Source organism: Acinetobacter lwoffii (assembly GCF_019048525.1).
In the GTDB taxonomy this organism is placed as follows: domain Bacteria; phylum Pseudomonadota; class Gammaproteobacteria; order Pseudomonadales; family Moraxellaceae; genus Acinetobacter; species Acinetobacter lwoffii_K.
Window position 1 is genome coordinate 963505 of sequence record NZ_CP077369.1, and the last position, 24566, is coordinate 988070.

The following is a 24566-nucleotide window of genomic DNA, read 5'->3' on the forward strand; positions in this document are numbered from 1 at the left end:
TTTAGTTCTTAAAAAAAGCTGAACCCGTTTAAGAAACCTGCATCTGTACTGGCACCGGTTCAGCATAAGCTTTGACCAGATTACGCCCACCGGCTTTGGCCTGATAAAGCGCCTGATCAGCCTGACTCAATAACTGCTGCGGGTGTAATTCCGCGCTAGAAATGGCAATCCCGAAACTGGCGGTCACCGGAATCAGCTCATCCTCATCACTGAAAATCTGCAATTGCTGAATGGCGATGCGGCAGCGTTCAGCCACTTGTTCGGCTTTTTCCAGACTGGTATTTTTAAGCACCAAAATAAATTCTTCCCCGCCAAAACGGCCGACTACATCACTTTCGCGCAATTGCTGATTCAGCACGGCACTCACTTCGACTAAGGTTTCATCACCCTTATGATGGCCATAGTGATCATTAATTTTCTTGAAATGATCCAGATCTAATAGCACTAAAGCATAATTGGGAGTGGCTGCGGCATTCAGTTTATCCAGACATTGGTTGATACTACGGCGGTTAAACAGATTGGTGAGCGGATCAATCTGGCTCAGCTGTTTGATCAGCTGCTCGCGATGACGCCATTGACTGAGCAGAATCTCGAATAACACCATGCAGACGGCCAGAATTGGCAAAATGAAATACAGCATCGATAACAGCCAGAAACCATTATAAAAAAGCTTGTCATCGATATTAAAGAGCGGTGAATAAGGTAATTGATGACTGAAACTTAAATAGGCACATCCGCCCAGAAAAATGGAGGCAGGAATCAGCATGCTATACACCAGCGTGCGATGAAACAGCACCAGACCGACCATAATTAAGCAGACGTAAGCGGTGGTAGCGACCGGACTGATCACGCCGACAATATAGGCATCCCGGCATAGCGAAACCACAAAGGTGCCGACTGCCAGATAGGGTAGATAACGTTCCACCAGACGGTTGCCCTGAAATTTATAACAAGGATAAATCAGTAAGGCTAAAATCAATAAAAAACTGCCGTTCAGCACGACTTGTGAATGAACCCGTTCAATCTGTACATATTGCCAATACTCAGGATTGAATAAAACAAAGAGATCCCAGCCGAGCCAGGTCAGATGTACACCGCATCCCAAAGTCAGCATCAGGATGCATTTCTTCAGGATACGCCAGTTCATCACGACTTCATCTTCGACCAGATATTTCTTGATTCTGTGTCTTAGCACTTTTTCTAATACAGGCGATATTCGCTTCATGGTCCCGGTCTGACTTTAATTGTTATGGCAGATTTTTTAAGACTTATTGGATATTTATAGCTTTATTTACACAAGATAACATAAGTTTGAATGCTTGATAAACAACAATATTTAAAACATTTTTGTGATTTAGTTGATATCTGATCTGCTCATTCTTTGCCTATAGCATAAGTGATCTAGGCTATACCAAAGGGTTCTAATCAAAATTAAAGAGGTTAAGAGGCATACAGTTTTGTTCTAAATTCAGGATGATGTGTTTTATTTGTGCTAATTATTTCAAGATAGTCAATCGTTAAAATGGCTGCATTGTTAGAAACAACCAAAGATAAAGAGCGAAGCCATGAAAGTTTTACAGATTGATTCCAGTATTTTAGGAGATGCTTCTATTTCGCGTCAGTTGACTCAGGCCGTGGTGGAACAATTGCAGCAAAAATATGCTGAGGCCATTGAAGTTGAGTACCTGGATCTGGCTGCACAGCCTATTCCCCATCTTACCGCCGAAATTTTAATGGGCCAGAATGCAGAACAAACGGCATTGGGCGAGGAAATTTTAGATCAATATTTACAGGCTGATGTCGTGGTGATTGGTGCAGCGATGTATAACTTCGGTTTGCCATCAACCCTAAAAGCCTGGATTGACCGGATCTGTGTCGCGGGACGTACTTTTAAATATACCGAACAAGGTCCTGTGGGTTTGGCGGGCAATAAGAAAGTGTATATTGCCAGCAGCCGTGGTGGTGTCTATGGCGAGCAAAGCCCGGCTGATTTTCAGGAGGCTTTCCTGAAAACCGTGTTTAACTTTACCGGTGTGAATGATATCGAAGTGATTCGTGCTGAAGGAGTGAACATGGGCGAAGCGGTTAAAGCCCAAGCATTGCAAACTGCATTGCAGCAAGTTCAGGCCATTTAAAACCTAAAACCTCTTTTCAAAGGGTCAGCTACGGCTGACCTTTTTTATATGCTAAATCATGCTTAATCTCGGTCCAGACGATGGGCAAATTCTGCAAGATCGGTCAGGGCCTGTTTGGCTTCATCGAACCAGGCACTGAACATCTGGAAGTTGTGCCACATGCCGGTATACAATTTAAATTCGACCTCGACACCTGCCTGTTCCGCTTTTTCTTTAAAACGACTAGCATCATCCAGCAGAATTTCCTTGGAACCTACCTGAATATGAGTCGGTGGCAAGCCAGTTAAATCGGCGAAAAAAGGAGAAACTTCCGGATCACCACGATCAATCGAACGCGGCACATAATATTCAATCCCGGTTTGAACTGTTTCCAGAGACAGTAGGGCATCATGCTTCTGGTTATAACGTAAAGATTCACTGGTCAACGTTAAATCCAGCAGTGGAGACAGCAGAATCAGACCGCTGACCTGTGGCAGACTTTCCTGCTGTATTTTGAGTGCCAGCGCCAAGGCCAGATTGGCCCCGCAAGAATCGCCGGACAGAATAATATCTTTGGCCTGAACACCTTGATCCAGCAGCAGATTATAGACATCAAACAAGGCTTCTAATGCTTCTGGATAGGCAGATTCGGGTGATAGCGGATAATCGACATGCAGCACCTGCATCTGGGTTCGAGCTGCAATTTGAGTCATAAAGGCACGATGGGTATTTAAAGAACCTAAGTAAAATGCGCCGCCATGAATATGAAAAATCAGCTGGGTCGATTCCTGCTGCGGCTTAATTTCTTCCGCGCGCAGTCCGGCCAATCGAAGCGAGCGAATCTGTACCGTTTTATCCTGAGGAAAAAGTTTGCACATCTGTTCCAGTGCAATGCGCATCGAACTCGGTGGAAGACTGAATCTGCTCGGGGCACGAATGGCCGTTTTTAAAAAGCTTTCTGTAATTAATTGTTTCGTTAGCGGGCTTATCTTCATCTTCCTTCCATCTTTTTGTGCTTTTATTGATCGTATAGATTATTTACCAACCATATTTACAAGGTTACACTAAATAGTCACACCTAAAAATTGAAAAATTGTTGTGACTTTTTAATACTACATGGGTCTATTTTCAGACTAAGGAAATGAAGAAAAATGAAAAAAATAGCGCTTACGTTAGGACTACTAGGCTTATCTGCATTGGCGAATGCCGCGGATCCTTTAAATGGCACGGTATGGAAAACCATTGATGATAAAACCAAGCAGCCTAAGGCCATGGTTAAATTCACTGAACAAAAGAACGGCACTTTGTCAGCCAGTATTCAGTCTGTGTTAACTCCAGGTGAAGAAAATGCCTGCAAGAAATGTGAAGGTCCATATCACAACAAATCTCTGAAAGGCCTGACCATTGTTAAAGGTCTAAAAAATGCTGGCGGGACTAGCTATGACAGCGGTTCGATCCTGGATCCGCAATCCGGTAAAACCTATAAGTTGAAAGGCCAGCTGGCAGACGGTGGCAAGAAACTTGAGCTACGTGGTTTCATCGGTGTAGCGGCATTGGGTCGTAACCAGACTTGGATTCGTGCCAACTAATTTATTTTAAGCAGATATACAAAAGCCTGACCAATGTCAGGCTTTTTTATGAGTGTTATTCAATACAAGATATTAGTGGGCTAAGCTACGATAAGCTGTTTCATCAAAACCGGCAATAAATCCTGTAGAGGTTGCCAAGATTGGACGTTTGATTAAACTGGTATGGGTGGTTAATGCATTAATTAAGGCATTTTCACTTGACAGGGTGGCCTGTTGCTCTTCTTCACTGAGTTTACGCCAGGTAGTGCCTTTCTTGTTCAGAACCACGTCCTGACCCAAGGCATCCAGCCAGGTTTTGACGGTTTCAGCATCGATGCCCTGTTTTTTATAATCATGAAATTCATAACTCAGACCTTGCTCCGTCAGCAGATCAAAGGCTTTTTTCATCGAACTACAATTTTTAATTCCGTAAATTTTTAACATAGCTGCCATCTAAAAAATTTGGTGGTGTATCAAAAAGTATGCTAAAAAAAGCAGGTTGAATTTTGATAAAATAGAGAAATGCAAATAACTCTAGAAATCAAATGTCCAACCTGCCTCAGTGACAGTATAAAGAAAAATGGCATCAAAGTAGATGGGAAACAAAACTACCAATGCAAAGACTGCAAACGTCAGTTTATTGGTGACCATGCTCTGAGCTATCTAGGATGTAATTCTGGCATTACTCGTAAAATATTACAGTTAATGGTCAGAGGCAGCGGTATACGAGATATCGCTGAAGTTGAGCGCATTAGTATCGGTAAAGTCTTACGGACTTTAACTGAATCGGCCTATCAAATTCAGCCTAAACAAAGTCATTATGAATCTCTCGAAGTAGATGAATTCTGGACTTTTGTTGGAAATAAAAATAATAAACAATGGCTTATTTACGCCTACCATCGAGAAACAGGTGAGATTGTTGCTTATGTTTGGGGTAAGAGAGATTTAGCTACAGTCCAAAGGTTGAAGACAAAGCTTAAACAATTAGGTATTCACTACACCCGAATTGCAAGTGATCATTGGGATAGTTTCATCACTGCTTTTAAAAACTGCAAGCAAAGTATTGGTAAGTTTTTTACTGTAGGAATTGAAGGTAATAATTGCAAAATAAGGCATCGAATAAGGCGTGGTTTTAGAAGAAGTTGTAATTTCTCCAAAAAGCTTGAAAACCATTTTAAAGCCTTCGACTTAACCTTCTTTTACATCAATAATGGCTTCATTTAATGTCAGCATACTTTTTAAAACACCACCAAAAATTTAAATCATGAACTAGCTTAACCAAATTGGCAGCAGCAAACCATGCAAAAGCAAATGAAAAAAAAGAAAAAATTTTAAATACCAGAAAAGTCATGTCATCAAAATGACATCAAGCAGCTTTAACATAAGCAGCAAGAAAAAGAACAATCTAAATAATAAGAAAAATAAAAATTTGGGAATAATAGAAATAGAAAACCCGCATTTAATCATCCTGATCATGCGGGTCTCAATCCAACGTCCAATGTCACATCCATGCAAAACAAGCTAAATCTATAGTCTGTTTTATTTTCGTCCTACGGCGTCCTGTCCTTATGTTGTCGTCCTGACATGTCCTTGTGCCGTAACGCTATAATGCTATGTTATTACATTAAGATAAACCCAAAAAATACGTCATGTCATGTAAGAGATAAGCCTTAATTGAGTGAACGTATGTTCACTCAATTAAATAATGAAGATTATAGTTTGTAGTCGATGATCACGGGGGCATGGTCGCTAAACCATTGTTCTTTATAGACCCAGGCATTAACGGTACGCTCTTTCCAGTCCGGAGAGCAGGCATGATAATCAATCCGCCAACCAACATTCTTGGCACGCGCCTGTCCACGGTTTGACCACCAGGAGTATAATTCGGCTTCTTTGCGGACTTCACGGAAAGTATCGACATAACCAAGCTCATCGTAGATATGATCTAGCCAGGCACGTTCGTGCGGTAAACAGCCCGAGGCTTTCTGGTTACCCGACCAGTTTTTAATATCGATACGTTTATGCACGATATTGTAGTCACCGCAGACAATCACCGATTTATTTTCATCGCGCCACTGTTTCAGGATTTTTGCGTATTCTTCCAGAAAGTGATCTTTACGCGCTTGTGCTTCATCGCCTGATGAACCCGAAGGCAGATACAGGGAACAGATCTGTACAGTTTGTTCTAGACCCAAGTTAAATTCAGCGGCAATAAAACGGCCTTGTGAATCGGCCAGTTCAAAACCCAAGCCATCGGTCAGAGACACAAAAGGCAGACGGCTATAAATGGCAGTACCGGCATAACCCGGACGCTCGGCAGGAAACAGGTGCGTGTACCAGCCTTCCGGCTTGAATTTATCGGTCCACTGCGCATGCGTGATCCGGCTTTCCTGCATGCAAATCACGTCGGCATCCGACTGTTCCATCCATTCTAATAGACCTTTGGTGACAGATGAGCGTAAGCCGTTGACATTAATTGAAACGACGCGAAGAATTTTTTGATCACCTGGATAGCTACTCTTTGGTATCATGCGCAAGTCTTACCTTAATTAATGGATTTAGGAGCACCTCATGTCAACGCCAGCTCAGTTTAACCCACAAGCTTTTATCGAACTCGCATTATCACGCGGTGTGCTTAAATTTGGTGAGTTTACTTTAAAATCGGGACGTGTGAGTCCCTATTTTTTTAATGCGGGTCTGTTGAATGATGGTGAAGCCTTGACACTGCTGGCTTCTGGCTATGCTGAAAAACTGACTGAATGTGACCATGTTGAAGTGATTTTTGGCCCTGCATATAAAGGCATTCCTTTTGTGGCAGCAACTGCTGTGGCTCTGTCGCAAAATCATGGGGTAAGTGTGCCGTGGGGTTTTAACCGCAAGGAAGCCAAAGACCATGGCGAGGGTGGCGTATTGGTCGGTGCTTCTGTAGCAGGTAAAAAAGTCTGGATCATTGATGACGTAATTACCGCAGGCACAGCGATTCGTGAAGTCGTCACCATCCTGAAAAATGCCGGTGCCCAAATTGCCGGTGTACTCGTGGCGCTTGATCGTCAGGAAAAAGGTCAGGGTGATTTATCTGCGATTCAGGAAGTACAGCAAGAGCTTGAGATTCCTGTACATGCCTTAATTACCATGAAAGATTTAATGGATTATCTGGAAGCGAAAGGCGACCTAGAAGCTTTGGAAAAAATGGAAGATTACCGTGTTAAATACGGGATCTAAGCCTAGATTGGCATAGAAAAGGAAGCTTGAGCTTCCTTTTTTTGTAGATGTTCAATTTGCTAAACATTTGAAATTTATTATCTCTGTCTATTCTTGTAAGCATTGGCTTACATCAATTCCAGCACTTTGCGGCTGTTTTGAATAGTGGAAATTTCCTATGATAGCTTTAACAGGAACAGGAGGTTCCACACAAGAATAACAATAGATAAATACAAGGAAAGTAAGGTACGACAGGAGTTATACCAAGCGAACCCATACGGAAAGCCCCTGGCAGGATGCTAGGGGTTTTTCATTTTTATCTTTTATAAAGTCCCACTGAGCAGCAGTGATTCAGAAACATGATTCTTAAAAAATCATTGTTAATGAGCTAAATAGAGGAGCAGAAAACCTTTCACCAAAATTATGAATCTTCAGAGCTAAAAAAAGCACCTGAAGGTGCTTTTTCTTATTGCTGGGCTAAATTATAGCGCAACGATATTGATCGCATTTGGACCTTTTTGACCATCAACCACGCTAAAAGAAACGCGTTGACCTTCAAACAAAGTTTTGAAACCAGAACTGCTGATTTCTTTGAAATGAGCAAAAACGTCAGGACCTGATTCTTGTTGAATAAAACCAAAACCTTTAGTTTCGTTAAACCATTTTACTGTACCGGTAACTGTAGTAGACATAATATAACCTGTTAAATTTTAATAATTTTAGTCATAGAAATGACTATGGATAACTTGGAAAAACAATAAGAATTGAAATAAAGATCTGAAAAAACTGAGGATTATAAATAATACTGCGGCACTTAAAGAAGCTTAACTAAACAACGCTTTTTTCTAGTTAAACACAGCATAGCCTAAATCAGAAAATATTCAAGTTTTTTATATTTATTATTTATTTTTCTTATAAAAGTGGCTCAGTTCTTCTTTTTTTTAAAATTTCAAGCTGGTTTTGCCTTGAGCTTTATCGGTTGAATTTGAGCTCTAACGAAGCTAAACAATGAAATACACGTTGTGTTTGTGTTACTTTATGTTAATCAGAATCGTTCAGTACTCAGCAAGATTTTACTAAGTCAGTGTATTTTATAACTTTGGGTAAATTAATATCTGTAGCTTTAAGATAGTTATCGTCATTGCTCATGTATAAAAATCCACCTATATTAAAATTCAATTGGAAAAATTAACTATAAGAATTTCTTGATTTTAATTTAAAACCAAATACGAGTGAGTCTCATGGATTACTGGAACAGTGTGTTACTTATATCCATCATCACCATGGTTGGACTGGCCATGATCATCCTGTTCGTCGGATGTAAAATGTGGAAGAACTTGGTGGTCACTTTACTGATTGCCACCTTGATTGGTTTTCTGATTGTATGTGCAATCAATTTTGTTTTTGGCGATCGTCTTCAATTTCTATGGGGTGCCCCTGAGACTGGTGATAGTAATTTTATGCTGGAAATGGGGCTGCTGAGCCTGTTAATTGGCGGTGTAAGTACCTTTATCATTATGTTAGGCACTTTGGTTGCTAAAAGTAACAGTGGAAATCAAGGCGATGAAGACTAGTTTTTCGCAAAATAACAAGTGTCTTAATGAGCGGGAAAGTACAGAAAAGCATTGCATGTACAGTTCATAGGCTTAAAAAATCTTTCTCAGTCAAATGTATAGTGCCATAGCGCTACGGGACATGAATGGCGTTTCACATCCCGTAGCTGCATAATTTTCTGTATCAAAAATTTAGAACATCATTCTTAGACCTGCACCATAGATCCAGCCTTTTTCTGAATCAGAACTTTGCTGCCAGGCTGTCTGTTGGTTGCCTTTACTATATTCATAACCCACTTCCAAATAAGGCATGAGCTTTTTGCTCAGTTCATAGCGTGTTTCCAGGCCCAAGGTGGCATGACTAAGGCCGGTTTTTTTCGCATTAGCTGCCTGATCATTCAGGATGACATCCAGTTCGACAAAGGGTTGCATAATCAGTTTCTGAGTCAGTAACAGGTCACGCTCTGTTTTCAGTTTTAATCCGACAAAGTCATCTTCACCAACATAGACATGAGCATCCGTTTCGAAAAAGTAGGGAGCCAGGCCATGTAACCCAAATACTGCATCGAAGCGCTCGTTCTGCTGGTTTATAGAAGGCTCGGCTAAATTTTCCTGTCGATAGCGCACCCCGGTCTGCACATCCCAGAAATCAGAAATATTTCGGCTATACAACACTTTGGCATCATATTCGGCCTGACGGGATTCATGTTTGTCGGCTTCTAGCTTGAGGAAAATTTTATTTTCATCCGTGCCGACTCTGGCCTGGTTCTTGGACTTGAATGCTCCATTTCCCTCTGAACTATGCTGCCATTTCTGGTCCAGAATAATCTGGCTATAAATCTGTGCGCCATGTTCTTTACGATGATCATGTTCGCTGGCAGAACTGACTGAATTTTGTGGTGTGTTCAGCGCCTGCTGTTGATGCAATAACTTTGGTGGCGGTTGATGAGAAACGGCATTTGCTGTTTCAGTATGCTGTGCGTGGTCATCAGCCATGTTTTGCATGGCATGATATCCGCTATGATGCTGATGTTCATTATGACCCGTATGCTCGCTAGAAGCTGCCGCAAAAATACTCAGACTGCTTAGGGTAAGCGCACTGCTAAGCACTGACTTTACAAAAAGATTAGTGATGTGCATGGCTTTCTCCTTGGGCAGCTGCTGGCTTTGACGGCGTTTTTTGTGAAGAAGGGTGAGATGCTTGATCTTCGTCAACCTGTGCCACAATCAGCTTGTTCATCATGCCGGCACTCATGTGATAGAGCAGATGGCAGTGAATCGCCCATTCTCCCAGTTCATCTGCTGTGAGCAGGGTGGTCACCGTTTTCCCGGGCGGCACAATCACGGTGTGTTTATTTGGCATATTTGCAGCAGACTGACCATTTTCCAGCTGCATAAACATGCCATGCAAATGCATCGGATGGGCCATCATGCTGTCATTGATAAATTTCAGCCGGATCCGCTCGCCATATTTCACCTGAAGTGGCTCGGCATCACTGAATTTTTTACCATTCATGGTCCAGATATAGCGCTCCATAGTTCCACCCAGACGAATCACCAGTTCACGTTCTGCTGCGCGGGTATCAGGTTGCGGTGTCAGGGCTTTGAGGTCTTGATATTGCAAGGCTTTGTGCCCTGCAGGCGTAGACATATTGGCCCAGCCCTGAACAGGCTGATTGGTTCCGGACATGGCACTATGACTTGCATGCATGTCGTGCTGGGCATGCTGATCATGTTCACTTGTGACAGTCTGCGTGGTCTGACTGCTGTGTGCGTCATGCGACATGTCATGCTGTTCGCCATGTCCCATATCTTCCATGGTCAATAAGGCACGAGGGCGCGGTGTCGGTAATTGAACCGGGGCCGGGGTTTTGCTTGAATCAGTTGCCTGATGCAAACTGCCAATGGCAAAGCCTGAGCGGTCGATCGATTCTGCTTCAATCTGGTAATGCGCTGCAGTGGGTTCCACAATCACATCATAGGTTTCAGCGGTTCCGATACGGAATTCATCTACATTGACCGGCTGCACCGGTTGTCCATCGGCACTGACCACGGTCATTTTCAGCTGGGGAATACGCACATCGAAAAACGACATGGCAGAAGCATTGATGAAACGCAGGCGGACTTTTTCATTGGGCTGGAAATGGCCACTCCAGTTTTGTTGCGGCGTTTTTCCATTGACCAGAAAGGTATAACCGGTAACATCGGACAGGTCGGTTTTCAGCATACGCATCTGGCTCCACATCTTGCGATCTGACCAGGTGGCCTTGAGACCGTCACGTTTCACCTGCTTAAATACATCGCCCACGGTTTCGCGCTGGTTCTGATAATATTCGGCCGATTTTTTTAAATTGTTCTGAATCTGCTGGCTGCCCTGTTCGTGAAAATCCGACAGCATCACCACATAATCCCGCTCGGTTTGTTCATGTGGAGGTAGTAATGTCTGTGCTTTGGGGCGAATCACCAATGCGCCATAGAGGCCATCCTGTTCCTGACCTTTGGAATGTGCGTGATACCAATAGGTGCCGTTTTGACGAACCTTGAAGCGATAAGTAAAAGACTGTTTCGGTTTGATCCCCTGAAAACCGTTAAATCCGGGGACACCATCCATCAGCCCGGGCAGGAGGAGGCCATGCCAGTGCAGCGAGGTATCCTGATTGTTCAGGTTGTTTTGTACATGAATGACTGCATCATCACCTTCTTCAAATTCCAGCAAGGGTGCAGGGAATTTTCCGTTTACAGTGATACGCTTGACCGTCTTTCCGGTGAGATTGATCGGGCTTTCATCAATGACCAGATGATATTCTTTTACGGCTGCAAACAAGGCAGACGACGAGATGAGACCGAAGCCCAGACACAGGCTTTGACTGATTTTAAGCAACATAACTTAATCCTTAATGAATAAAAAAATTTAAAAATTCAGGATCAAGCTTTGGGTGGGCGCAGGATTTCTTGCCAGTAACCGGCAAGGTGCTGGGCATGGTAAGCAGGGAGGAGGGTTTTTTCCGGATAACCGTGATCAGGCACGCTTAACTCGGGCGTTGTAATGGGCAGGCTGGTGACCAAGTTCTGGCAGGCCATAGTGCCACAATCCAGACAATCTGATGACTGCTGGGTGCTGTCACTGACACAGTCCGGCTGAATCAGTTCCTGATCTTGATGATGATCAGTCTTATGCAGCGAGTGAGAAGCAGAGGGTTTTGTCATTTCCAGACAATGAGGATTCGTTTTTTCAGACGGCATAACCAGATGCATGGTGTTTGCAGATGCGACAGACACACTGCTCCAGCCTATGGCAAAAACCACAAGCATCACCAACCAGATCTGTTTGACGAGCCGTATGAGCAAAAGTACACCCTGAAAAAATGCGCTGCATGTTTGAGCAATAAAAGCATAAACGCAGTAATTCAAATTAGCAAATTCTGGACAAGATTATTTTTTAGGTCACCTACATACTACTTTTTTCATAGGTTCAGGTTTCAGTTTCGCACTTTTCGCATTTTTTACAGTCTAGCAGCATCCCGAGTTTTTCTTTACGTCCTTGCTCGGTCATCACCCATGGGCGATTTTGCCAGGGCGGGGTATGCCGCACATGCTGGCCATGTCCGCAGGCCAGCTCTGCAACCCAATGCTGTTCCTCATCCAGGTGAAAACCGATAATGGCCTGTTGCATGGCAAACCTCCTGTGGGCTCAATCTGTCTCAGTACCTATATAAAATAAGTCATGCAAAATCACCATAAACAAAAGAATCGACACAAGCTATACTCCTTGCCAAGTCATTTTTTGAAAAAGAGCAGAGACACATGCGCGTACTTGTTGTGATGGATCCCATTGAAAATGTAAACCTGAAGAAAGACTCAACCATGGCCATGCTATGGGCAGCCACACGTCGTGGGCATGAACTCGGTTATGCATTGCAGCAAGATTTATATATCGATCAAGGCAAGGCCTTTGGTCTGATCGCGCCGTTACAGGTATTTGAAGACTACGACCATTATTATGAACTTGGCGAAAAACAAAAAGAGTCGATCGCTGCTTATGACGTTGTCTTGATGCGTAAAGATCCGCCTTTTGATATGAACTTCGTCTATACCACTTATATTCTGGAGCAGGCAGAGCGCGAAGGGGCATGGATTATCAACAAGCCGCAAAGCCTGCGTGACTGTAATGAAAAACTGTTCGCGACCCAGTTCCCGCATCTGCAAGTTCCGACCTTGGTGACTTCGCAGCAAAGCCTGATTCGTGAATTTCTCAAAGAACAGGTCGATGTGATTGTAAAACCGCTGGATGGCATGGGCGGCACCGGGATTTTCCGCCTGTATCAGGATGGCATCAACATCGGTTCAACCATTGAAATGCTGACCAATAATGGTACCCAGCCGATCATGGCGCAGCGTTATATTCCGGAAATTGTCGAAGGCGATAAACGCATCCTGATGATTAATGGCGAGCCAGTGCCGTATTGTCTGGCCCGTATTCCGCAAAATGGTGAAGTGCGCGGTAATCTGGCCGCGGGTGGTCTGGGCGAGGCGCGCCCACTGACTGAAACTGATAAGGCCATTGCAGCAAAAGTAGGGCCGTATCTCAGAGAAAAAGGTCTGGTCTTTGTAGGGCTGGATGTGATCGGAAATTATGTCACTGAAATTAATGTAACCAGTCCAACCTGTATCCGTGAAATTGATGCCCAGTTTGGTACTTCGATTGCGGATGATCTGTTTGCTGTGCTGGAAGCAGGTCAGGCCAATCAGGTTTAAAGGCAGCATTAGGTGAAAGAAGAGTCTGCTTGCAGGCTCTTTTTATCTTTTTATTTAGGGTAACGCTTAAATAAAAATGCCGTCATTACCATGCCCAGCATCGAAAGGCAGACAGTGATAATGGCAAGATTGGCCCAGTATTGGGTGGCAGATATCAGCGCAGCGCTCAGGGTCGGTATAAAAAACTGTGCGCAGGCTGAAATTTGTAAAACCACACCCACACTGGCTGCTGCTGCATAGGCACGTGGTGCATAGTGCAGGGTAATCGCAAAAAACAGTGGTTGGGATCATCCCGCCAATCAGTGAAAACAGCAAGGCACTGACAACCTGCAATTCAAATGAGAGCCAGGCATTTGCAGCAAACACCAGACCACTGCTGCAGAGCATTGCTACAAATCCGGTACTCCATAAGGTGTGCGGTCTATAACCCTGTTGCAGCAACATGCCTGCGCCAAAAGTGCCCCCCAGATTGGCCAGCACGACTATCGAGACCAGCATCCCTGCGCGTTTTAAGTCCAGCCCCTGTTCGACATACAGCGTAGGCAGGAAGCCCGTGACAGTAATCCATTGACTGGTATAACAGGCAAAAATAATCGCCAGACAAATAATGGGAGGATGGGTCAGGGTAATTTGAACAATCTGCCAGAATGAGGTGTTTTCCGTAGCTGCCTGGAAAGAATCTAGCTGTGTTACCAGGACAGGTTCAATATTTAAATATTGTTTGATCATGCCAGCAATAACCAGGCACAGGCAGCCCAAAATGGCCCAGATCGTTTGCCAGTCCAGATATTCAAGCAGGAGAGGAATCGTTAATACGGCCAGACTGACACCGATGCCCATATAGGAACTCCAGAGTCCCATCTTGAAATTCAGTGTTTCAGCGCGGCTGGTACGTTTTAAAATGGCTGGCGCACACAAGGAGATGGTTAAAAATCCGATTCCTTCCATAAAACGCAATACATATAAAGTGGCAGGCTGCGTAATCCAAAGCCCGGCAAGACTGCTTAGCCCTAAAATGATTAAGGCCATGATCAGGCAGCGCTTTAATCCCATTTTTTCCGAGAAGGCGCCAATGCATAGCGCAAACAGCGTTCCGGCAGCCTGCACCAATGCTAATGAAAAACCAGCCTGAGTAAAACTCAGGTTTAAATCCTGCTGCAACACAGGAATCACGGCCGAAGGTTTGCCGACATGGATCGCAGCCAGATAACCGGCCAAGATAATCCATACATCACGACATGAGATTTTTGACATCTATCCGAACTGAGTCCATTTAAAGCATCTGCTTGTACATCAAGCATCATTCATATATAGATATGAATAGCATGAAACTTTTATAAAATTGATAGGATTTAAGCCTAAGATTATCGGCCAATGATAAGAGAGGAGGTGAACGGGAGAAAACGGAAGACCGCTGTAAATAAAGCGCTCTTCGTGGCAAAGTTATTGATAATATAATGAGAAAACTATTTAAAATTGATATGATATGTCACTTAAGTCGAAGGAAAAGTGCAGACCTTATAAATAAAACGAGTCTAAACTTGAAGTTTGCGTGAAAAAAACAATTAAAGCCTTGTTGAAATAAAGTAAATAAACTTTCATGGCCTGAGGTTTGTGATTACAATTGATTACTTAAATCAGATTTCCTGCTCCATTTTTTGAATTGAAGAATTAAACCGTGACCGAAGCTCAGCAAAAACAGCCTAAACATGTCATGATGATGGCCGCAGGTACAGGTGGACATGTGTTTCCAGCGTTAGCTGTTGCCAAAGATTTACAACAAAAAGGTATACAGGTTTCATGGTTGGCCACGCCCGTAGGCATGGAAAACCGCCTGTTAAAAAACCAGAATATTCCCATTTATCAGATCGATATTCAAGGTGTGCGTGGCAATGGTTTTGTGCGTAAAGCCTTGGCGCCTTTTAAAATTATGAAAGCCACCTTAAGTGCCATGAAATTCATGAAACAGCTTCAGGTCGATGCCGTGGCAGGCTTTGGTGGTTATGTGGCAGGCCCGGGTGGTTTGGCTGCGCGTATCTTAGGTATTCCGGTGCTGATCCATGAACAGAATGCAGTTGCCGGTTTTACCAATACCCAATTGTCGCGTGTGGCAAAGACGGTGTGCCAGGCTTTTCCAAATACCTTTCCGGCCCAAGATAAAGTCGTGACTACGGGTAATCCGGTACGACAGGAAATTAGCGAAATTTTAAATCCATCCTGGCGTTATCAGGAGCGTGACAAGGCAGGATTGCCCTTACGTATTCTGATCGTTGGTGGGTCTTTGGGGGCGCAAGCCTTAAATGAACGGGTTCCGGAAGCTTTAAAGCAACTCAATGTGCGATTAAGCGTCTATCATCAGTGTGGGCAAAACCATGCCGAGGCGACCCGGGCACGTTATGAAAATGCACCGGCCAGTCTACAAGTTGAAGTACAGCCTTTTATTGAGGATATGGCCAAAGCCTATTCTGATGCCGATCTGGTGATTTGCCGTGCCGGGGCTTTGACCGTCACTGAAATTGCCACTGCCGGGGTGGCTGCGATTTTTGTGCCGCTTCCAAGCGCAGTGGATGATCACCAGACGGCCAATGCCGGTTTCCTGGCCAATATCAATGCGGCAAAGATTTGCCCGCAGGCCACGATGACCCCGGAAAGTTTAACAACATTATTAGAGCCGATGCTGAATCGCCAGCTGTTAATGGAAATGGCCGTGAAAGCACGCCGACAGGCTCAACCCGATGCGACTCAACATGTGGTCCGTTTAATTCAAGAATTGTAATCCGAGTAAACTATGTCTCCAACAACCCCAGCTGAACAAGCGAAAAAGTTAATCAAAGTGCCGGAAATGCGCCGTATCAAACACATTCATTTTGTGGGGATCGGTGGCGCAGGCATGTGTGGTATTGCGGAAGTGCTGAAAAACCAGGGCTATAAAGTTTCCGGTTCAGATATCAAGGCATCCAATACCACCGCACAGCTGGAAGCGAATGGCATTAAAGTCTATATCGGACATACTGCAAATAATATTAAGGGCGCCAACGTGATCGTGGTCTCTACCGCGATTGATAAAGAAAATCCGGAAATTAAAACCGCGATTGAAAACCGTATTCCTGTGGTTCGCCGTGCGGAAATGCTGGGTGAACTGATGCGTTACCGTCATGGAATTGCCGTTGCCGGCACGCATGGCAAAACCACGACCACCAGTCTGATCACCTGTATGCTGGCTGAAGAAAACATGGATCCAACCTATGTGATCGGTGGTTTGCTGAACCGTACCGGTATGAACGCAGCCTTGGGCGCCAGCCGCTATATCGTGGCCGAAGCCGATGAGTCAGATGCTTCTTTCCTGCACCTGGAACCGATGGCTGCTGTGGTAACCAATATTGATGCCGATCATATGGATACCTATGGCGGTAGCTTCGATGTCCTGAAAGATACTTTTATCCAGTTCCTGCAAAAACTGCCATTTTACGGCTTGGCTGTAGTCTGTGGTGATGATGCCAATATCCGTGAAATCATGCCGCGGATTGCACGTCCGTTACTGACTTATGGCTTCAATGAGGACAATGACATCCGCGCAGTAGATGTTGATCAGGATGGCATGCAAACCCACTTTACCGTATTGCGTAAAGAGCGTGAGCCATTGCGTGTAACGGTCAACCAGCCAGGTTTGCATAATGTGCTGAATGCCTTGGCCGCGATTGGTATAGCAACCGATGAAGGTGTGTCTGATGCTTCAATCTGCCGTGCACTGGAAGGTTTCAGTGGTGTGGGTCGTCGCTTTGAGGTTCAGGGTGAGTTTGCGATTGAGGGCGGTGACGTGAAACTGGTGGATGACTATGGTCATCATCCAAAAGAAGTCGAAGCGACGATTAAAGCTGCGCGTCAGAGTCATCCGGACCGTCGTCTGGTAATGATGTTCCAGCCACACCGTTATAGCCGTACCCGTGACTGTTTTGATGATTTTGTGGAAGTGCTTTCTACTGTAGACCAGTTATTGTTGCTGGATGTTTATCCTGCCGGTGAAAAACCGATTGTCGGGGCGGACAGCCGTACTTTGGCCCGCAGCATTCGCTTACGTGGTGAAGTCGAGCCGATTCTGGTTGATGCGACGGACGGCAACCTGAATCAGATCATGAGAAAAGTATTGCAAGCAAATGACTTGTTATTAACCCAGGGCGCAGGTAATGTTGGAGCAATCTCAGTCGAACTTGCACAAAATCACTTATATATAAAATAGTCATCTTGTGTGACTGAATTGAATTGACCAGATTGAAAAAAGTTTAAGGATATAAACGTGTCAAATGCTTCAAAATTCGGAAAAGTTGCCGTGTTGCTTGGTGGTAAATCTGCAGAGCGTGAGGTTTCTCTAGACAGTGGTACGGCGGTACTTGAGGCATTAGTGCGTTCAGGGGTCAATGCGGAAGCGTTTGATCCTCAGGAGCGTAGTGTCACAGAACTGGTAAATTATGATCGTGCTTTTATTGTATTGCATGGACGTGGCGGGGAAGATGGCCAGATCCAGGGCGCACTGGAATGGTTAAACGTGCCGTATACCGGTACCGGTGTACAAGGTTCTGCGATCGGCATGGACAAGGTCAAGACCAAGCAGGTCTGGCAGGGTTCGGAATTGCCGACAGCACCGTATCGCATTGTCACCAAAGACTCTGATGCGAACGACATTGTTAATGCTTTAGGCTTGCCTTTGATTATCAAGCCGGTACATGAAGGTTCCAGTATCGGCATGAGTAAGGTTGAGAAAATTGAAGATTTTGCAGAAGCAATTACCAAGGCAACTGAACATGATGCTGTGGTGATGGCAGAAAAATGGATTACCGGTCGTGAATATACCATTGTGGTTTTAAATGGTCAGGCGCTGCCGGTGATTCGTCTTGAACCGCCTCAAGATGTTGCCTTCTATGACTATGAAGCGAAATATCAGCGTAATGATGTGCAATATGGCATTCCATGTGGTTTAAGCGAAGCTGAAGAGCAACAGTTAAAAGCCTTGAGTTTGCGCGCATTCCAAGCAGTCGGTGCCAGTGGTTGGGGCCGGATTGATGCCATGCAGGATGAACAGGGCAACTTCTGGTTGCTTGAAGTCAATACCGTACCGGGCATGACCAGTCACTCACTGGTGCCAAAAGCGGCAGCTGCAGTCGGATACAGTTTTGATGAGCTGTGTGTCGCGATTCTGGAACAGACCTTGACTGGTTCGGCACACTAAATATGGCTCAACTTCCTGTTTCCATGCGCCGTAAACGTGCTGCGATTACTTCAATTCACGACAAGCCGCCGACACGCAAAGAAAAGCTGACCAATTTTGGTGGCTGGTTATTGTTGTGTATTGCGGTATTGGTGCTGGCCTTTGGAATATTGGGCTTATATAAAGTCATGACCAATAGTGACGTGGCAGAGCTGGGCGTGATAGGTACGCGCTCGGCTGCTGAACAGCGTCAGGTTATGCAATATGTGTCACTGATTGTGACCGAAAACTATTTTACTTCAGATCTGGAAGCGATCCGCGATCGTACTCTGGAATTATCCTGGGTGGATCGGGTCGTGGTGTCCCGAGCCTGGCCAAATGGCATTCGGGTGCGGGTGATGCCGCATCATGCAATTGCACGTTGGGGAACAGGGCGTTTATTGAGTGACAGTGGTGTTATTTTCACTGAAGTCATACCCAAGAATTATCAGGCATTACCGTTGCTACATGGGCCAGCGAGCCATGCAGAAACCATGATGCGTCGTTATAATGAAATTAATCAGTTATTTTTGCCACAAGGCATTCGTCTAAAAGAATTATATCTCACCGAGCGAATGACCTGGTTTATGCAGTTTGATTCGGGTTTAAGAATAATTGTGGATAAAGACCAGACTATGAGCAAATTACAACGCCTGAGCCATCTGTCTCAGAGCGATTTAAAGCCGGTCTGGTCTAAAATTTCGGCCATCGACCTGCGTTATCGCAATGGATTGTCGATACAGTGGAAAAATTCAATTCCGCCTAAAATTGTAAATGGACATTTTATTGTAACCATTGATGACACGGGCGTTGAGAATAAGGTAACAGTAAAGCCATAATGACCGGCTTTAAAAAATAGAGGCATTTAAAGCCATAAATCTAACAAACACGTAATGGTAGTAGTGAATAATGAGTGAAGCTGTTCCCTCGGTTGTGGCGATTGACATTGGGACACACAAAGTTTCAGTTTTGATTGGCAAGGTACACGCGCCAGACAATATCCAAGTGATTGGTATGGCCACCGCTCGTAACCGAGGCATGAGTAAAGGGAAAATTGTCAGTCTCGATAAAGTTATTACTGCAATTAAAAATGCCGTTCAAGAAGCAGAAGATATGGCGGAATGTCGTGTACATTCTGCCTGGGTCTCTATTCCAAGTGCCGAATTAAAAAGTTTTTATGCTTCAGGTCGCACCTCGATCGACAATAGCGAGCATGCGATTACCACCAGTGAAGTGGTGCGTGCACTGGAATTGGCTAAAGCTAGTCATTTGACTTCAGATCATTATCTGGTCAGTGCTGTGCCTCTGGGTTTTGAGCTGGACGACTCACCGGAATGGGTGTTAAACCCGATTCGGATGTCGGCACATAGCATGACCGGACACTATCATTTGATGATGCTGCCGATCAGTACCATGCAGAATATTGATCGCGCCCTGAAAGGTGCCAATATTGGTGTAGAAAAAATGGTGGTGTCGAGCTTGGCTACTGCTGAAGCCAGCCTGCTGAAAGACGAAAAAGAATATGGCGTATGCTTAGTAGATATCGGTGCCGGCACGACCAATGTTGCAGTGTATGTGGATGGTCGTTTGGCCTTAACCCATACCTTCCAACGTGGCGGTGAACATGTGACCCGTGATATTGCAGCAGTATTGCAAACCACGACCGAAGAAGCTGAACGTCTGAAATTATTGTATGGCTGTGTCGACCTGAAAGTGGTCAAGCCTGACCATATGATTCAGTTCCAGGGGATTGATGGGCCACAAACCATCAGCCGGATTGAACTGACTGAAATTATTATGGCTCGTTATGAAGAAATTCTGGGTCTGGTACGTGATGAGCTGGTGAAAAATGGTGCCATCCAGGGCTTGTATCATGGTGTGGTATTGACCGGTGATGCCAGTCATATCGAAGGGATGGTGAGTTTTGTTCGCCGTACCATGGGGGTCTCGGCGCATTTAGGTAATCCGCCGACTCAGGTGTATGCAGACGAACAACATCAGGCTGCTTTACGTCGCTCGCAATATAGTACGGTGGCTGGCTTGCTGATGTTTAGTCAGAGTGATACCCAGGACACGATTGTGGAACAGGATGATGTAGAGCGGTTGTCATTGGCTAAGCGGGTCAAAAGAGCCTTGTTTGGCTTTAATGACACCCTGAAATCAATCTTTTAAGTCGATTTTTATTGTGAATATTGTTGGGAAGATGTAGTTAATCGGGCTTGTACTTGACAAGTGAACGCATGAGCAGCATTCTTAAAAACAATTTTATTAAGATTAAGGCAGTATACGGGCTTAGTGACTGCCAATTATGAATTAGGAATTTTATAGGTCATGGCCTCATTTGAATTTTTCGAAGACGATCATAGCGATAGCAATGGTCAAGCCCGTTTCACTGTATTTGGTGTAGGTGGTGCGGGTGGTAATGCGGTACAACATATGTTGCAGTCCGATATCCAGGGCGTAAAATTTGTTTGTGCCAATACGGACAAACAGGCATTGGATCGTATGGAAGCCGAATTTAAAATTCAGCTGGGCGAGCAAAGTACCCGTGGTCTGGGTGCAGGTGCAAATCCGCAAGTCGGCCAGACCGCAGCAGAAGAAAGCCGTGAACTGATTCGCCAACAGCTTGAAGGGACCGATATGGTCTTTGTAACTGCGGGTATGGGCGGTGGTACCGGTACCGGTGCAGCGCCAGTGGTTGCTGAAATTGCGAAAGAAATGGGTATTCTGACCGTTGGTGTCGTGACCACGCCATTTAACTTTGAAGGCAAACGCCGTCTACAGTCTGCTGAAAAAGGGATTGAAGCGCTAGAGCAGCATGTAGACTCATTAATCATCATTCCAAACCAGCGTCTATTGAAAGTCTTCCGTGATATTTCAATGAAAGATGCCTATAAAAAAGCGGATGATGTATTGTTGAATGCAGTACGCAGTATTTTTGATTTGGTAGTCCGTCCTGGCCATATCAACCTTGACTTTGCTGACTTAAAAACAGCCATGAGCACTCGTGGTTATGCCATGATGGGTGTCGGTCTGGGTCGTGGTGAGAACCGTGCACGTCAGGCTGCTGAGCAGGCAATCCGTAGTCCATTACTCGACAACGTGACTATCATGAATGCCAAAGGCATTCTGATCAACGTGACTGGTGGCGATGACGTGACTTTCGGTGAAATTGAAGAAATTACTGATGTCGTGAACCAGATTGTCGATTTAGATGAGGGTCAAGTGTTCTACGGTACCGTTTTTGATCCGGATGCGCGTGATGAAATCAGCGTGACTGTGATTGCAACAGGTCTCACCCGTCATGCAGCGGATTCAGTTGAACCGACCAAACGTACTAATGTACAGGCAACTCGTCCAGCAGCAGCTGCACAGGCTGTGGTGGAAGATGATGATGTACCGGCAATTCAGCGTCAGCAGCATGAAACAGGTGCAGCAGCGAATCCAGCGGCGGCTTCAGTTTCTAGCCCGCGCCCAACGCCAATGAGCATTCAGGATTATCTTAAGAATCAACAGCGTAAATAACATGTAACATCATGTGTTTAGCTAAATTAGACAGGAAAGGTGGCTTTTAAGCCACCTTTTTGTTTTTTATCAATAGCCAAATATGCTAACGTATAGCGGTTTTATAGATGAACAGATGATAAAAGCATGTTGAAACAACGTACCCTGAAACGTGTCGTGAAAGCGAGCGGAATCGGTCTTCACAGTGGGCAAAAAGTCATGATTAACTTTGTGCCGCACCATGCCGATGGGGGAATTGTGTTTCGTCGTATTGACCTGAATCCGCCAGTCGACATTCCTGCCGATGCCATGCTGATTCAAGAAGCCTTCATGTGCTCGAACCTGGTTCAGGAAAATGCCAAAGTAGGCACCATTGAACATGTCATGAGTGCGATTGCTGGTCTAGGCATTGATAACCTGATTATTGAAGTGTCGGCCTCTGAAGTCCCGATTATGGATGGCAGTGCAGGTCCGTTTATTTACCTGCTCATGCAGGGCGGTTTGCAAGAACTGGATGCTGCTAAAAAATTCGTCAAGATTATTAAACCGGTTGAAGCACTCATTGATGACAAACGTGCCATTTTTAGCCCACATGAGGGCTTTCAGCTGAATTTCACCATCGATTTTGATCATCCTGCCTTTAAAAAAGAATATCAGTCCGCCAGTATCGATTTTTCTACTGAAACCTTCGTTTATGAAGTCAGTGAAGCGCGTACCTTTGGGTTTATGAAAGATCTGGATTATCTCAAAGCCAATAATCTGGCGCTGGGTGCCAGCCTGGAAAATGCCATTGGTGTAGATGAAACCGGGGTCGTTAATGAAGAAGGTTTACGTTTCTCGGACGAATTTGTACGTCATAAAATTCTGGATGCCGTGGGTGATTTATACCTGCTCGGGCATCAGATTATTGCCAAATTTGATGGTTATAAATCTGGACATGCCTTGAATAATCAACTTTTACGCAATGTGAAAAGTGATCCAAGCTGCTATGAAATTGTAACATTTGATGACGAAGCCAATTGTCCAATCATGTATGTGAATGTGACATAAGTCATTGTGTTTGTGTCTTTATGTTTTTGTTATTGCTTTAATACTGTGATACACATCACATAATGTTTGCTTTTTAATTTATTACATTTGATTGCTATGTTACTTTTTATTGCTTGCCAAACGTAGTAAAGCTTGGCTAAGCTTAGGGTCGCTTATAAAGTCAGCAGCACTACGAAGTAATTCCTGTGTTTCTGCATTTAAGGCTCTTTCAGGTGTTGCTGAAACAGGTGGCGTTTGCGAAGGATTCCGCAGGCAAACTTGAAGTTTAGTGAGATCTGTTAATTCATTTATTTGAGAGAGTTGTGAAATGTATTGCTTTTGAAGATAGGCCAATTGACTGATCATGGCCTGGTTTTCACCAGTAATCGTTAACACACCATTTTGATAGCAGACAACTTGCCAGCGTTCCGGTTGGGGCAATAGCGGTTGTACGAGTTTCGTGAGTTTCTGCCAAGCAGCGACTTGTGATGAGAGAAACGAAAAGTTTCCTGTTTTTATCTGTTTTCTTGTTTGTTGAAAAACGTTGACAGGTTCCGACATACATAATTCCTACATATTTATGTCTTAATCTTATGCGCTTCTTTTAGTGGATATCAAGGATAGAGATCTTCAAGGAACTCGATTAAAGCAGTTTAGAGAGGTTTTTTATGCATATGCGACGTATTTTGTTGGCATTTTCTTTATCAGTTTCAGCGGCTTCGGTTGCGTTCGCAGATTTAGTTAATCTAAATCAAGAAAATGGTTCAACAGATCGTATCGAGCAATTGACGCGTACTCTGGCACAGGGTGCATATACTCATCCAGATGATATCGATATTCCAGCACAGACTAAATTGAATGTTCAACTTCGTGAGAAACCAGTTGAACTGAACAATCGAACGCTTGCTCAGAAGTATGCCAATACTTCATCCAATAAAGCGGCAGCAAACAGTGCTTATTCTTGGCTAATTTCTCATCCTTTACCTAATTCTCGCGTAAGTTCAAATTACGGTGGCCGTACCATGAGTGGCCGTGCTGAAAATCATTCAGGCCTTGATCTTGCAGCGCCAAGTGGTACACCAATCTATGCAACAGGTCCAGGAATTGTGACCAAATCAGGTTGGGGCACAGGTTATGGTCAATATGTTGAAATCAATCATGGCAATGGCTATTTAACGCGCTATGCCCATGCTTCACGTCTTATTGCACGTGTGGGAGAGCAGGTGCAAGCAGGTGATCATATTGCCAACGTTGGCTGTACTGGTCGCTGTACCGGTCCACACTTACATTATGAAGTAGTAAAAGACGGTCAACGTAAAAACCCATCTACTTATTTGGCCATGTTACCTTAAGTATAGACCTGAATAACAAGAAGCATCTCTATACATAAAAACCTCCAATAAGCATTTTAAAGCGTTTAAACTGCAGGCTCTTCAAGTCAACTTGAAGGGCTTTTTGTTTTATCACTTTTAAGTCTCATATTATCACCAACTATTATAATGATTGTATAATAAATCGCCTTTATTGACTATTTTTTGTTATGTAGTGTAATTATACGTCACCCATCATTTAGTTCCTAAATAGTACTGCTAAATCGCAT

At 44.3% G+C, this 24566-nt stretch carries 24 protein-coding genes and 1 pseudogene; 14 read left to right on the forward strand and 11 right to left on the reverse strand.

Annotated features, from left to right (window positions below; all coding sequences use genetic code 11):
* Positions 1-28: 28 nt before the first annotated feature.
* Complete coding sequence (locus I6L24_RS04490; RefSeq protein ID WP_005105340.1) at positions 29-1225, reverse strand: GGDEF domain-containing protein; 1197 nt, start codon at positions 1223-1225, stop codon at positions 29-31.
* A gap of 340 nt (positions 1226-1565) precedes the next feature.
* Here I6L24_RS04490 and I6L24_RS04495 point away from each other — a divergent pair, with 340 nt between their 5' ends.
* Complete coding sequence (locus I6L24_RS04495) at positions 1566-2135, forward strand: FMN-dependent NADH-azoreductase (protein WP_004281290.1); 570 nt, start codon at positions 1566-1568, stop codon at positions 2133-2135.
* Between the two features lie 62 nt (positions 2136-2197).
* On the opposite strand, the gene I6L24_RS04500 is transcribed toward I6L24_RS04495, so the two are convergent.
* Positions 2198-3109 (reverse strand): alpha/beta hydrolase, encoded by a 912-nt coding sequence (locus I6L24_RS04500; protein WP_005105341.1) that lies wholly within the window; start codon positions 3107-3109, stop codon positions 2198-2200.
* Positions 3110-3265: 156 nt separating this feature from the next.
* On the opposite strand from I6L24_RS04500, the gene I6L24_RS04505 reads away from it, so the two are divergent.
* Positions 3266-3703: a DUF2147 domain-containing protein gene (locus I6L24_RS04505; protein WP_005105342.1), complete on the forward strand. Its 438-nt coding sequence runs from the start codon at positions 3266-3268 to the stop codon at positions 3701-3703.
* 72 nt (positions 3704-3775) lie between these two features.
* Here I6L24_RS04505 and I6L24_RS04510 read toward each other — a convergent pair whose 3' ends face one another.
* Positions 3776-4126 carry a Spx/MgsR family RNA polymerase-binding regulatory protein gene (locus I6L24_RS04510; RefSeq protein WP_005105344.1) on the reverse strand — a complete coding sequence of 117 codons (351 nt, stop codon included), beginning with the start codon at positions 4124-4126 and terminating at the stop codon, positions 3776-3778.
* A gap of 78 nt (positions 4127-4204) precedes the next feature.
* Between I6L24_RS04510 and I6L24_RS04515 the strand changes: the two genes are divergently transcribed.
* Positions 4205-4906, forward strand: coding sequence for an IS1 family transposase (locus tag I6L24_RS04515; RefSeq protein WP_004282344.1), 702 nt, complete (start codon positions 4205-4207; stop codon positions 4904-4906).
* Positions 4907-5394: 488 nt separating this feature from the next.
* On the opposite strand, the gene I6L24_RS04520 is transcribed toward I6L24_RS04515, so the two are convergent.
* Entirely contained in the window at positions 5395-6213 is an 819-nt protein-coding gene (locus I6L24_RS04520; RefSeq protein ID WP_005105345.1) for an exodeoxyribonuclease III, read from the reverse strand.
* A gap of 40 nt (positions 6214-6253) precedes the next feature.
* Here I6L24_RS04520 and pyrE point away from each other — a divergent pair, with 40 nt between their 5' ends.
* On the forward strand, positions 6254-6904 hold the full coding sequence (gene pyrE, locus I6L24_RS04525; protein WP_005261544.1) for an orotate phosphoribosyltransferase: 651 nt from the start codon (positions 6254-6256) through the stop codon (positions 6902-6904).
* 461 nt (positions 6905-7365) lie between these two features.
* Here the strand turns inward: pyrE and I6L24_RS04530 are convergent, their stop codons facing one another.
* On the reverse strand, positions 7366-7575 hold the full coding sequence (locus I6L24_RS04530; protein ID WP_004281299.1) for a cold-shock protein: 210 nt from the start codon (positions 7573-7575) through the stop codon (positions 7366-7368).
* A 549-nt stretch (positions 7576-8124) separates the two neighbouring features.
* On the opposite strand from I6L24_RS04530, the gene I6L24_RS04535 reads away from it, so the two are divergent.
* Complete coding sequence (locus I6L24_RS04535) at positions 8125-8457, forward strand: hypothetical protein (RefSeq protein ID WP_004729144.1); 333 nt, start codon at positions 8125-8127, stop codon at positions 8455-8457.
* Positions 8458-8628: 171 nt separating this feature from the next.
* On the opposite strand, the gene I6L24_RS04540 is transcribed toward I6L24_RS04535, so the two are convergent.
* The 4 genes from I6L24_RS04540 to I6L24_RS04555 form a co-directional block, all read right to left on the reverse strand.
* On the reverse strand, positions 8629-9576 hold the full coding sequence (locus I6L24_RS04540) for a copper resistance protein B (protein ID WP_004729146.1): 948 nt from the start codon (positions 9574-9576) through the stop codon (positions 8629-8631).
* On the reverse strand, positions 9563-11320 hold the full coding sequence (locus tag I6L24_RS04545; protein ID WP_086044234.1) for a copper resistance system multicopper oxidase: 1758 nt from the start codon (positions 11318-11320) through the stop codon (positions 9563-9565). The genes I6L24_RS04540 and I6L24_RS04545 overlap by 14 nt, the downstream gene beginning before the upstream one ends.
* A gap of 41 nt (positions 11321-11361) precedes the next feature.
* Entirely contained in the window at positions 11362-11784 is a 423-nt protein-coding gene (locus tag I6L24_RS04550) for a hypothetical protein (RefSeq protein WP_005267669.1), read from the reverse strand.
* A 124-nt stretch (positions 11785-11908) separates the two neighbouring features.
* A complete protein-coding gene (locus I6L24_RS04555; protein WP_004281307.1) occupies positions 11909-12109 on the reverse strand; it encodes a DUF3565 domain-containing protein in 201 nt (66 codons plus the stop codon).
* A 131-nt stretch (positions 12110-12240) separates the two neighbouring features.
* On the opposite strand from I6L24_RS04555, the gene gshB reads away from it, so the two are divergent.
* A complete protein-coding gene (gene gshB / locus I6L24_RS04560; protein WP_086044233.1) occupies positions 12241-13191 on the forward strand; it encodes a glutathione synthase in 951 nt (316 codons plus the stop codon).
* 50 nt (positions 13192-13241) lie between these two features.
* On the opposite strand, the pseudogene I6L24_RS04565 reads toward gshB, so the two are convergent.
* Positions 13242-14445: pseudogene (locus tag I6L24_RS04565) on the reverse strand (MFS transporter).
* Positions 14446-14869: 424 nt separating this feature from the next.
* Here I6L24_RS04565 and murG point away from each other — a divergent pair.
* The 7 genes from murG (at position 14870) to lpxC (ending at position 22987) form a co-directional block, all read left to right on the forward strand.
* Positions 14870-15967, forward strand: coding sequence for an undecaprenyldiphospho-muramoylpentapeptide beta-N-acetylglucosaminyltransferase (gene murG / locus I6L24_RS04570; RefSeq protein ID WP_004647235.1), 1098 nt, complete (start codon positions 14870-14872; stop codon positions 15965-15967).
* A gap of 12 nt (positions 15968-15979) precedes the next feature.
* Positions 15980-17428 (forward strand): UDP-N-acetylmuramate--L-alanine ligase, encoded by a 1449-nt coding sequence (gene murC / locus I6L24_RS04575; RefSeq protein WP_004647236.1) that lies wholly within the window; start codon positions 15980-15982, stop codon positions 17426-17428.
* Positions 17429-17485: 57 nt separating this feature from the next.
* Entirely contained in the window at positions 17486-18415 is a 930-nt protein-coding gene (locus I6L24_RS04580) for a D-alanine--D-alanine ligase (RefSeq protein ID WP_004647237.1), read from the forward strand.
* 2 nt (positions 18416-18417) lie between these two features.
* A complete protein-coding gene (locus I6L24_RS04585; protein WP_216986482.1) occupies positions 18418-19272 on the forward strand; it encodes a cell division protein FtsQ/DivIB in 855 nt (284 codons plus the stop codon).
* Positions 19273-19342: 70 nt separating this feature from the next.
* Positions 19343-20605, forward strand: coding sequence for a cell division protein FtsA (gene ftsA / locus I6L24_RS04590; RefSeq protein WP_004647239.1), 1263 nt, complete (start codon positions 19343-19345; stop codon positions 20603-20605).
* 159 nt (positions 20606-20764) lie between these two features.
* On the forward strand, positions 20765-21958 hold the full coding sequence (gene ftsZ / locus I6L24_RS04595; protein WP_004647240.1) for a cell division protein FtsZ: 1194 nt from the start codon (positions 20765-20767) through the stop codon (positions 21956-21958).
* Positions 21959-22084: 126 nt separating this feature from the next.
* Positions 22085-22987, forward strand: coding sequence for a UDP-3-O-acyl-N-acetylglucosamine deacetylase (gene lpxC / locus I6L24_RS04600; protein WP_216986483.1), 903 nt, complete (start codon positions 22085-22087; stop codon positions 22985-22987).
* A gap of 99 nt (positions 22988-23086) precedes the next feature.
* On the opposite strand, the gene I6L24_RS04605 is transcribed toward lpxC, so the two are convergent.
* Entirely contained in the window at positions 23087-23527 is a 441-nt protein-coding gene (locus I6L24_RS04605; protein WP_004729162.1) for a DciA family protein, read from the reverse strand.
* A 107-nt stretch (positions 23528-23634) separates the two neighbouring features.
* Between I6L24_RS04605 and I6L24_RS04610 the strand changes: the two genes are divergently transcribed.
* Entirely contained in the window at positions 23635-24318 is a 684-nt protein-coding gene (locus I6L24_RS04610) for a M23 family metallopeptidase (RefSeq protein WP_004281322.1), read from the forward strand.
* The last annotated feature ends 248 nt before the right edge of the window (positions 24319-24566 follow it).

Bases quoted from the DNA above. Each gene is read 5' to 3' on its own strand.
- I6L24_RS04490 (WP_005105340.1), bottom strand. From the start codon at position 1,225: ATGAAGCGAATATCGCCTGTATTAGAAAAAGTGCTAAGACACAGAATC.
- I6L24_RS04495 (WP_004281290.1), top strand. From the start codon at position 1,566: ATGAAAGTTTTACAGATTGATTCCAGTATTTTAGGAGATGCTTCTATT.
- I6L24_RS04500 (WP_005105341.1), bottom strand. From the start codon at position 3,109: ATGAAGATAAGCCCGCTAACGAAACAATTAATTACAGAAAGCTTTTTA.
- I6L24_RS04505 (WP_005105342.1), top strand. From the start codon at position 3,266: ATGAAAAAAATAGCGCTTACGTTAGGACTACTAGGCTTATCTGCATTG.
- I6L24_RS04510 (WP_005105344.1), bottom strand. From the start codon at position 4,126: ATGTTAAAAATTTACGGAATTAAAAATTGTAGTTCGATGAAAAAAGCC.
- I6L24_RS04515 (WP_004282344.1), top strand. From the start codon at position 4,205: ATGCAAATAACTCTAGAAATCAAATGTCCAACCTGCCTCAGTGACAGT.
- I6L24_RS04520 (WP_005105345.1), bottom strand. From the start codon at position 6,213: ATGATACCAAAGAGTAGCTATCCAGGTGATCAAAAAATTCTTCGCGTC.
- pyrE (WP_005261544.1), top strand. From the start codon at position 6,254: ATGTCAACGCCAGCTCAGTTTAACCCACAAGCTTTTATCGAACTCGCA.
- I6L24_RS04530 (WP_004281299.1), bottom strand. From the start codon at position 7,575: ATGTCTACTACAGTTACCGGTACAGTAAAATGGTTTAACGAAACTAAA.
- I6L24_RS04535 (WP_004729144.1), top strand. From the start codon at position 8,125: ATGGATTACTGGAACAGTGTGTTACTTATATCCATCATCACCATGGTT.
- I6L24_RS04540 (WP_004729146.1), bottom strand. From the start codon at position 9,576: ATGCACATCACTAATCTTTTTGTAAAGTCAGTGCTTAGCAGTGCGCTT.
- I6L24_RS04545 (WP_086044234.1), bottom strand. From the start codon at position 11,320: ATGTTGCTTAAAATCAGTCAAAGCCTGTGTCTGGGCTTCGGTCTCATC.
- I6L24_RS04555 (WP_004281307.1), bottom strand. From the start codon at position 12,109: ATGCAACAGGCCATTATCGGTTTTCACCTGGATGAGGAACAGCATTGG.
- gshB (WP_086044233.1), top strand. From the start codon at position 12,241: ATGCGCGTACTTGTTGTGATGGATCCCATTGAAAATGTAAACCTGAAG.
- murC (WP_004647236.1), top strand. From the start codon at position 15,980: ATGTCTCCAACAACCCCAGCTGAACAAGCGAAAAAGTTAATCAAAGTG.
- I6L24_RS04585 (WP_216986482.1), top strand. From the start codon at position 18,418: ATGGCTCAACTTCCTGTTTCCATGCGCCGTAAACGTGCTGCGATTACT.
- ftsA (WP_004647239.1), top strand. From the start codon at position 19,343: ATGAGTGAAGCTGTTCCCTCGGTTGTGGCGATTGACATTGGGACACAC.
- ftsZ (WP_004647240.1), top strand. From the start codon at position 20,765: ATGGCCTCATTTGAATTTTTCGAAGACGATCATAGCGATAGCAATGGT.
- lpxC (WP_216986483.1), top strand. From the start codon at position 22,085: ATGTTGAAACAACGTACCCTGAAACGTGTCGTGAAAGCGAGCGGAATC.
- I6L24_RS04605 (WP_004729162.1), bottom strand. From the start codon at position 23,527: ATGTCGGAACCTGTCAACGTTTTTCAACAAACAAGAAAACAGATAAAA.
- I6L24_RS04610 (WP_004281322.1), top strand. From the start codon at position 23,635: ATGCATATGCGACGTATTTTGTTGGCATTTTCTTTATCAGTTTCAGCG.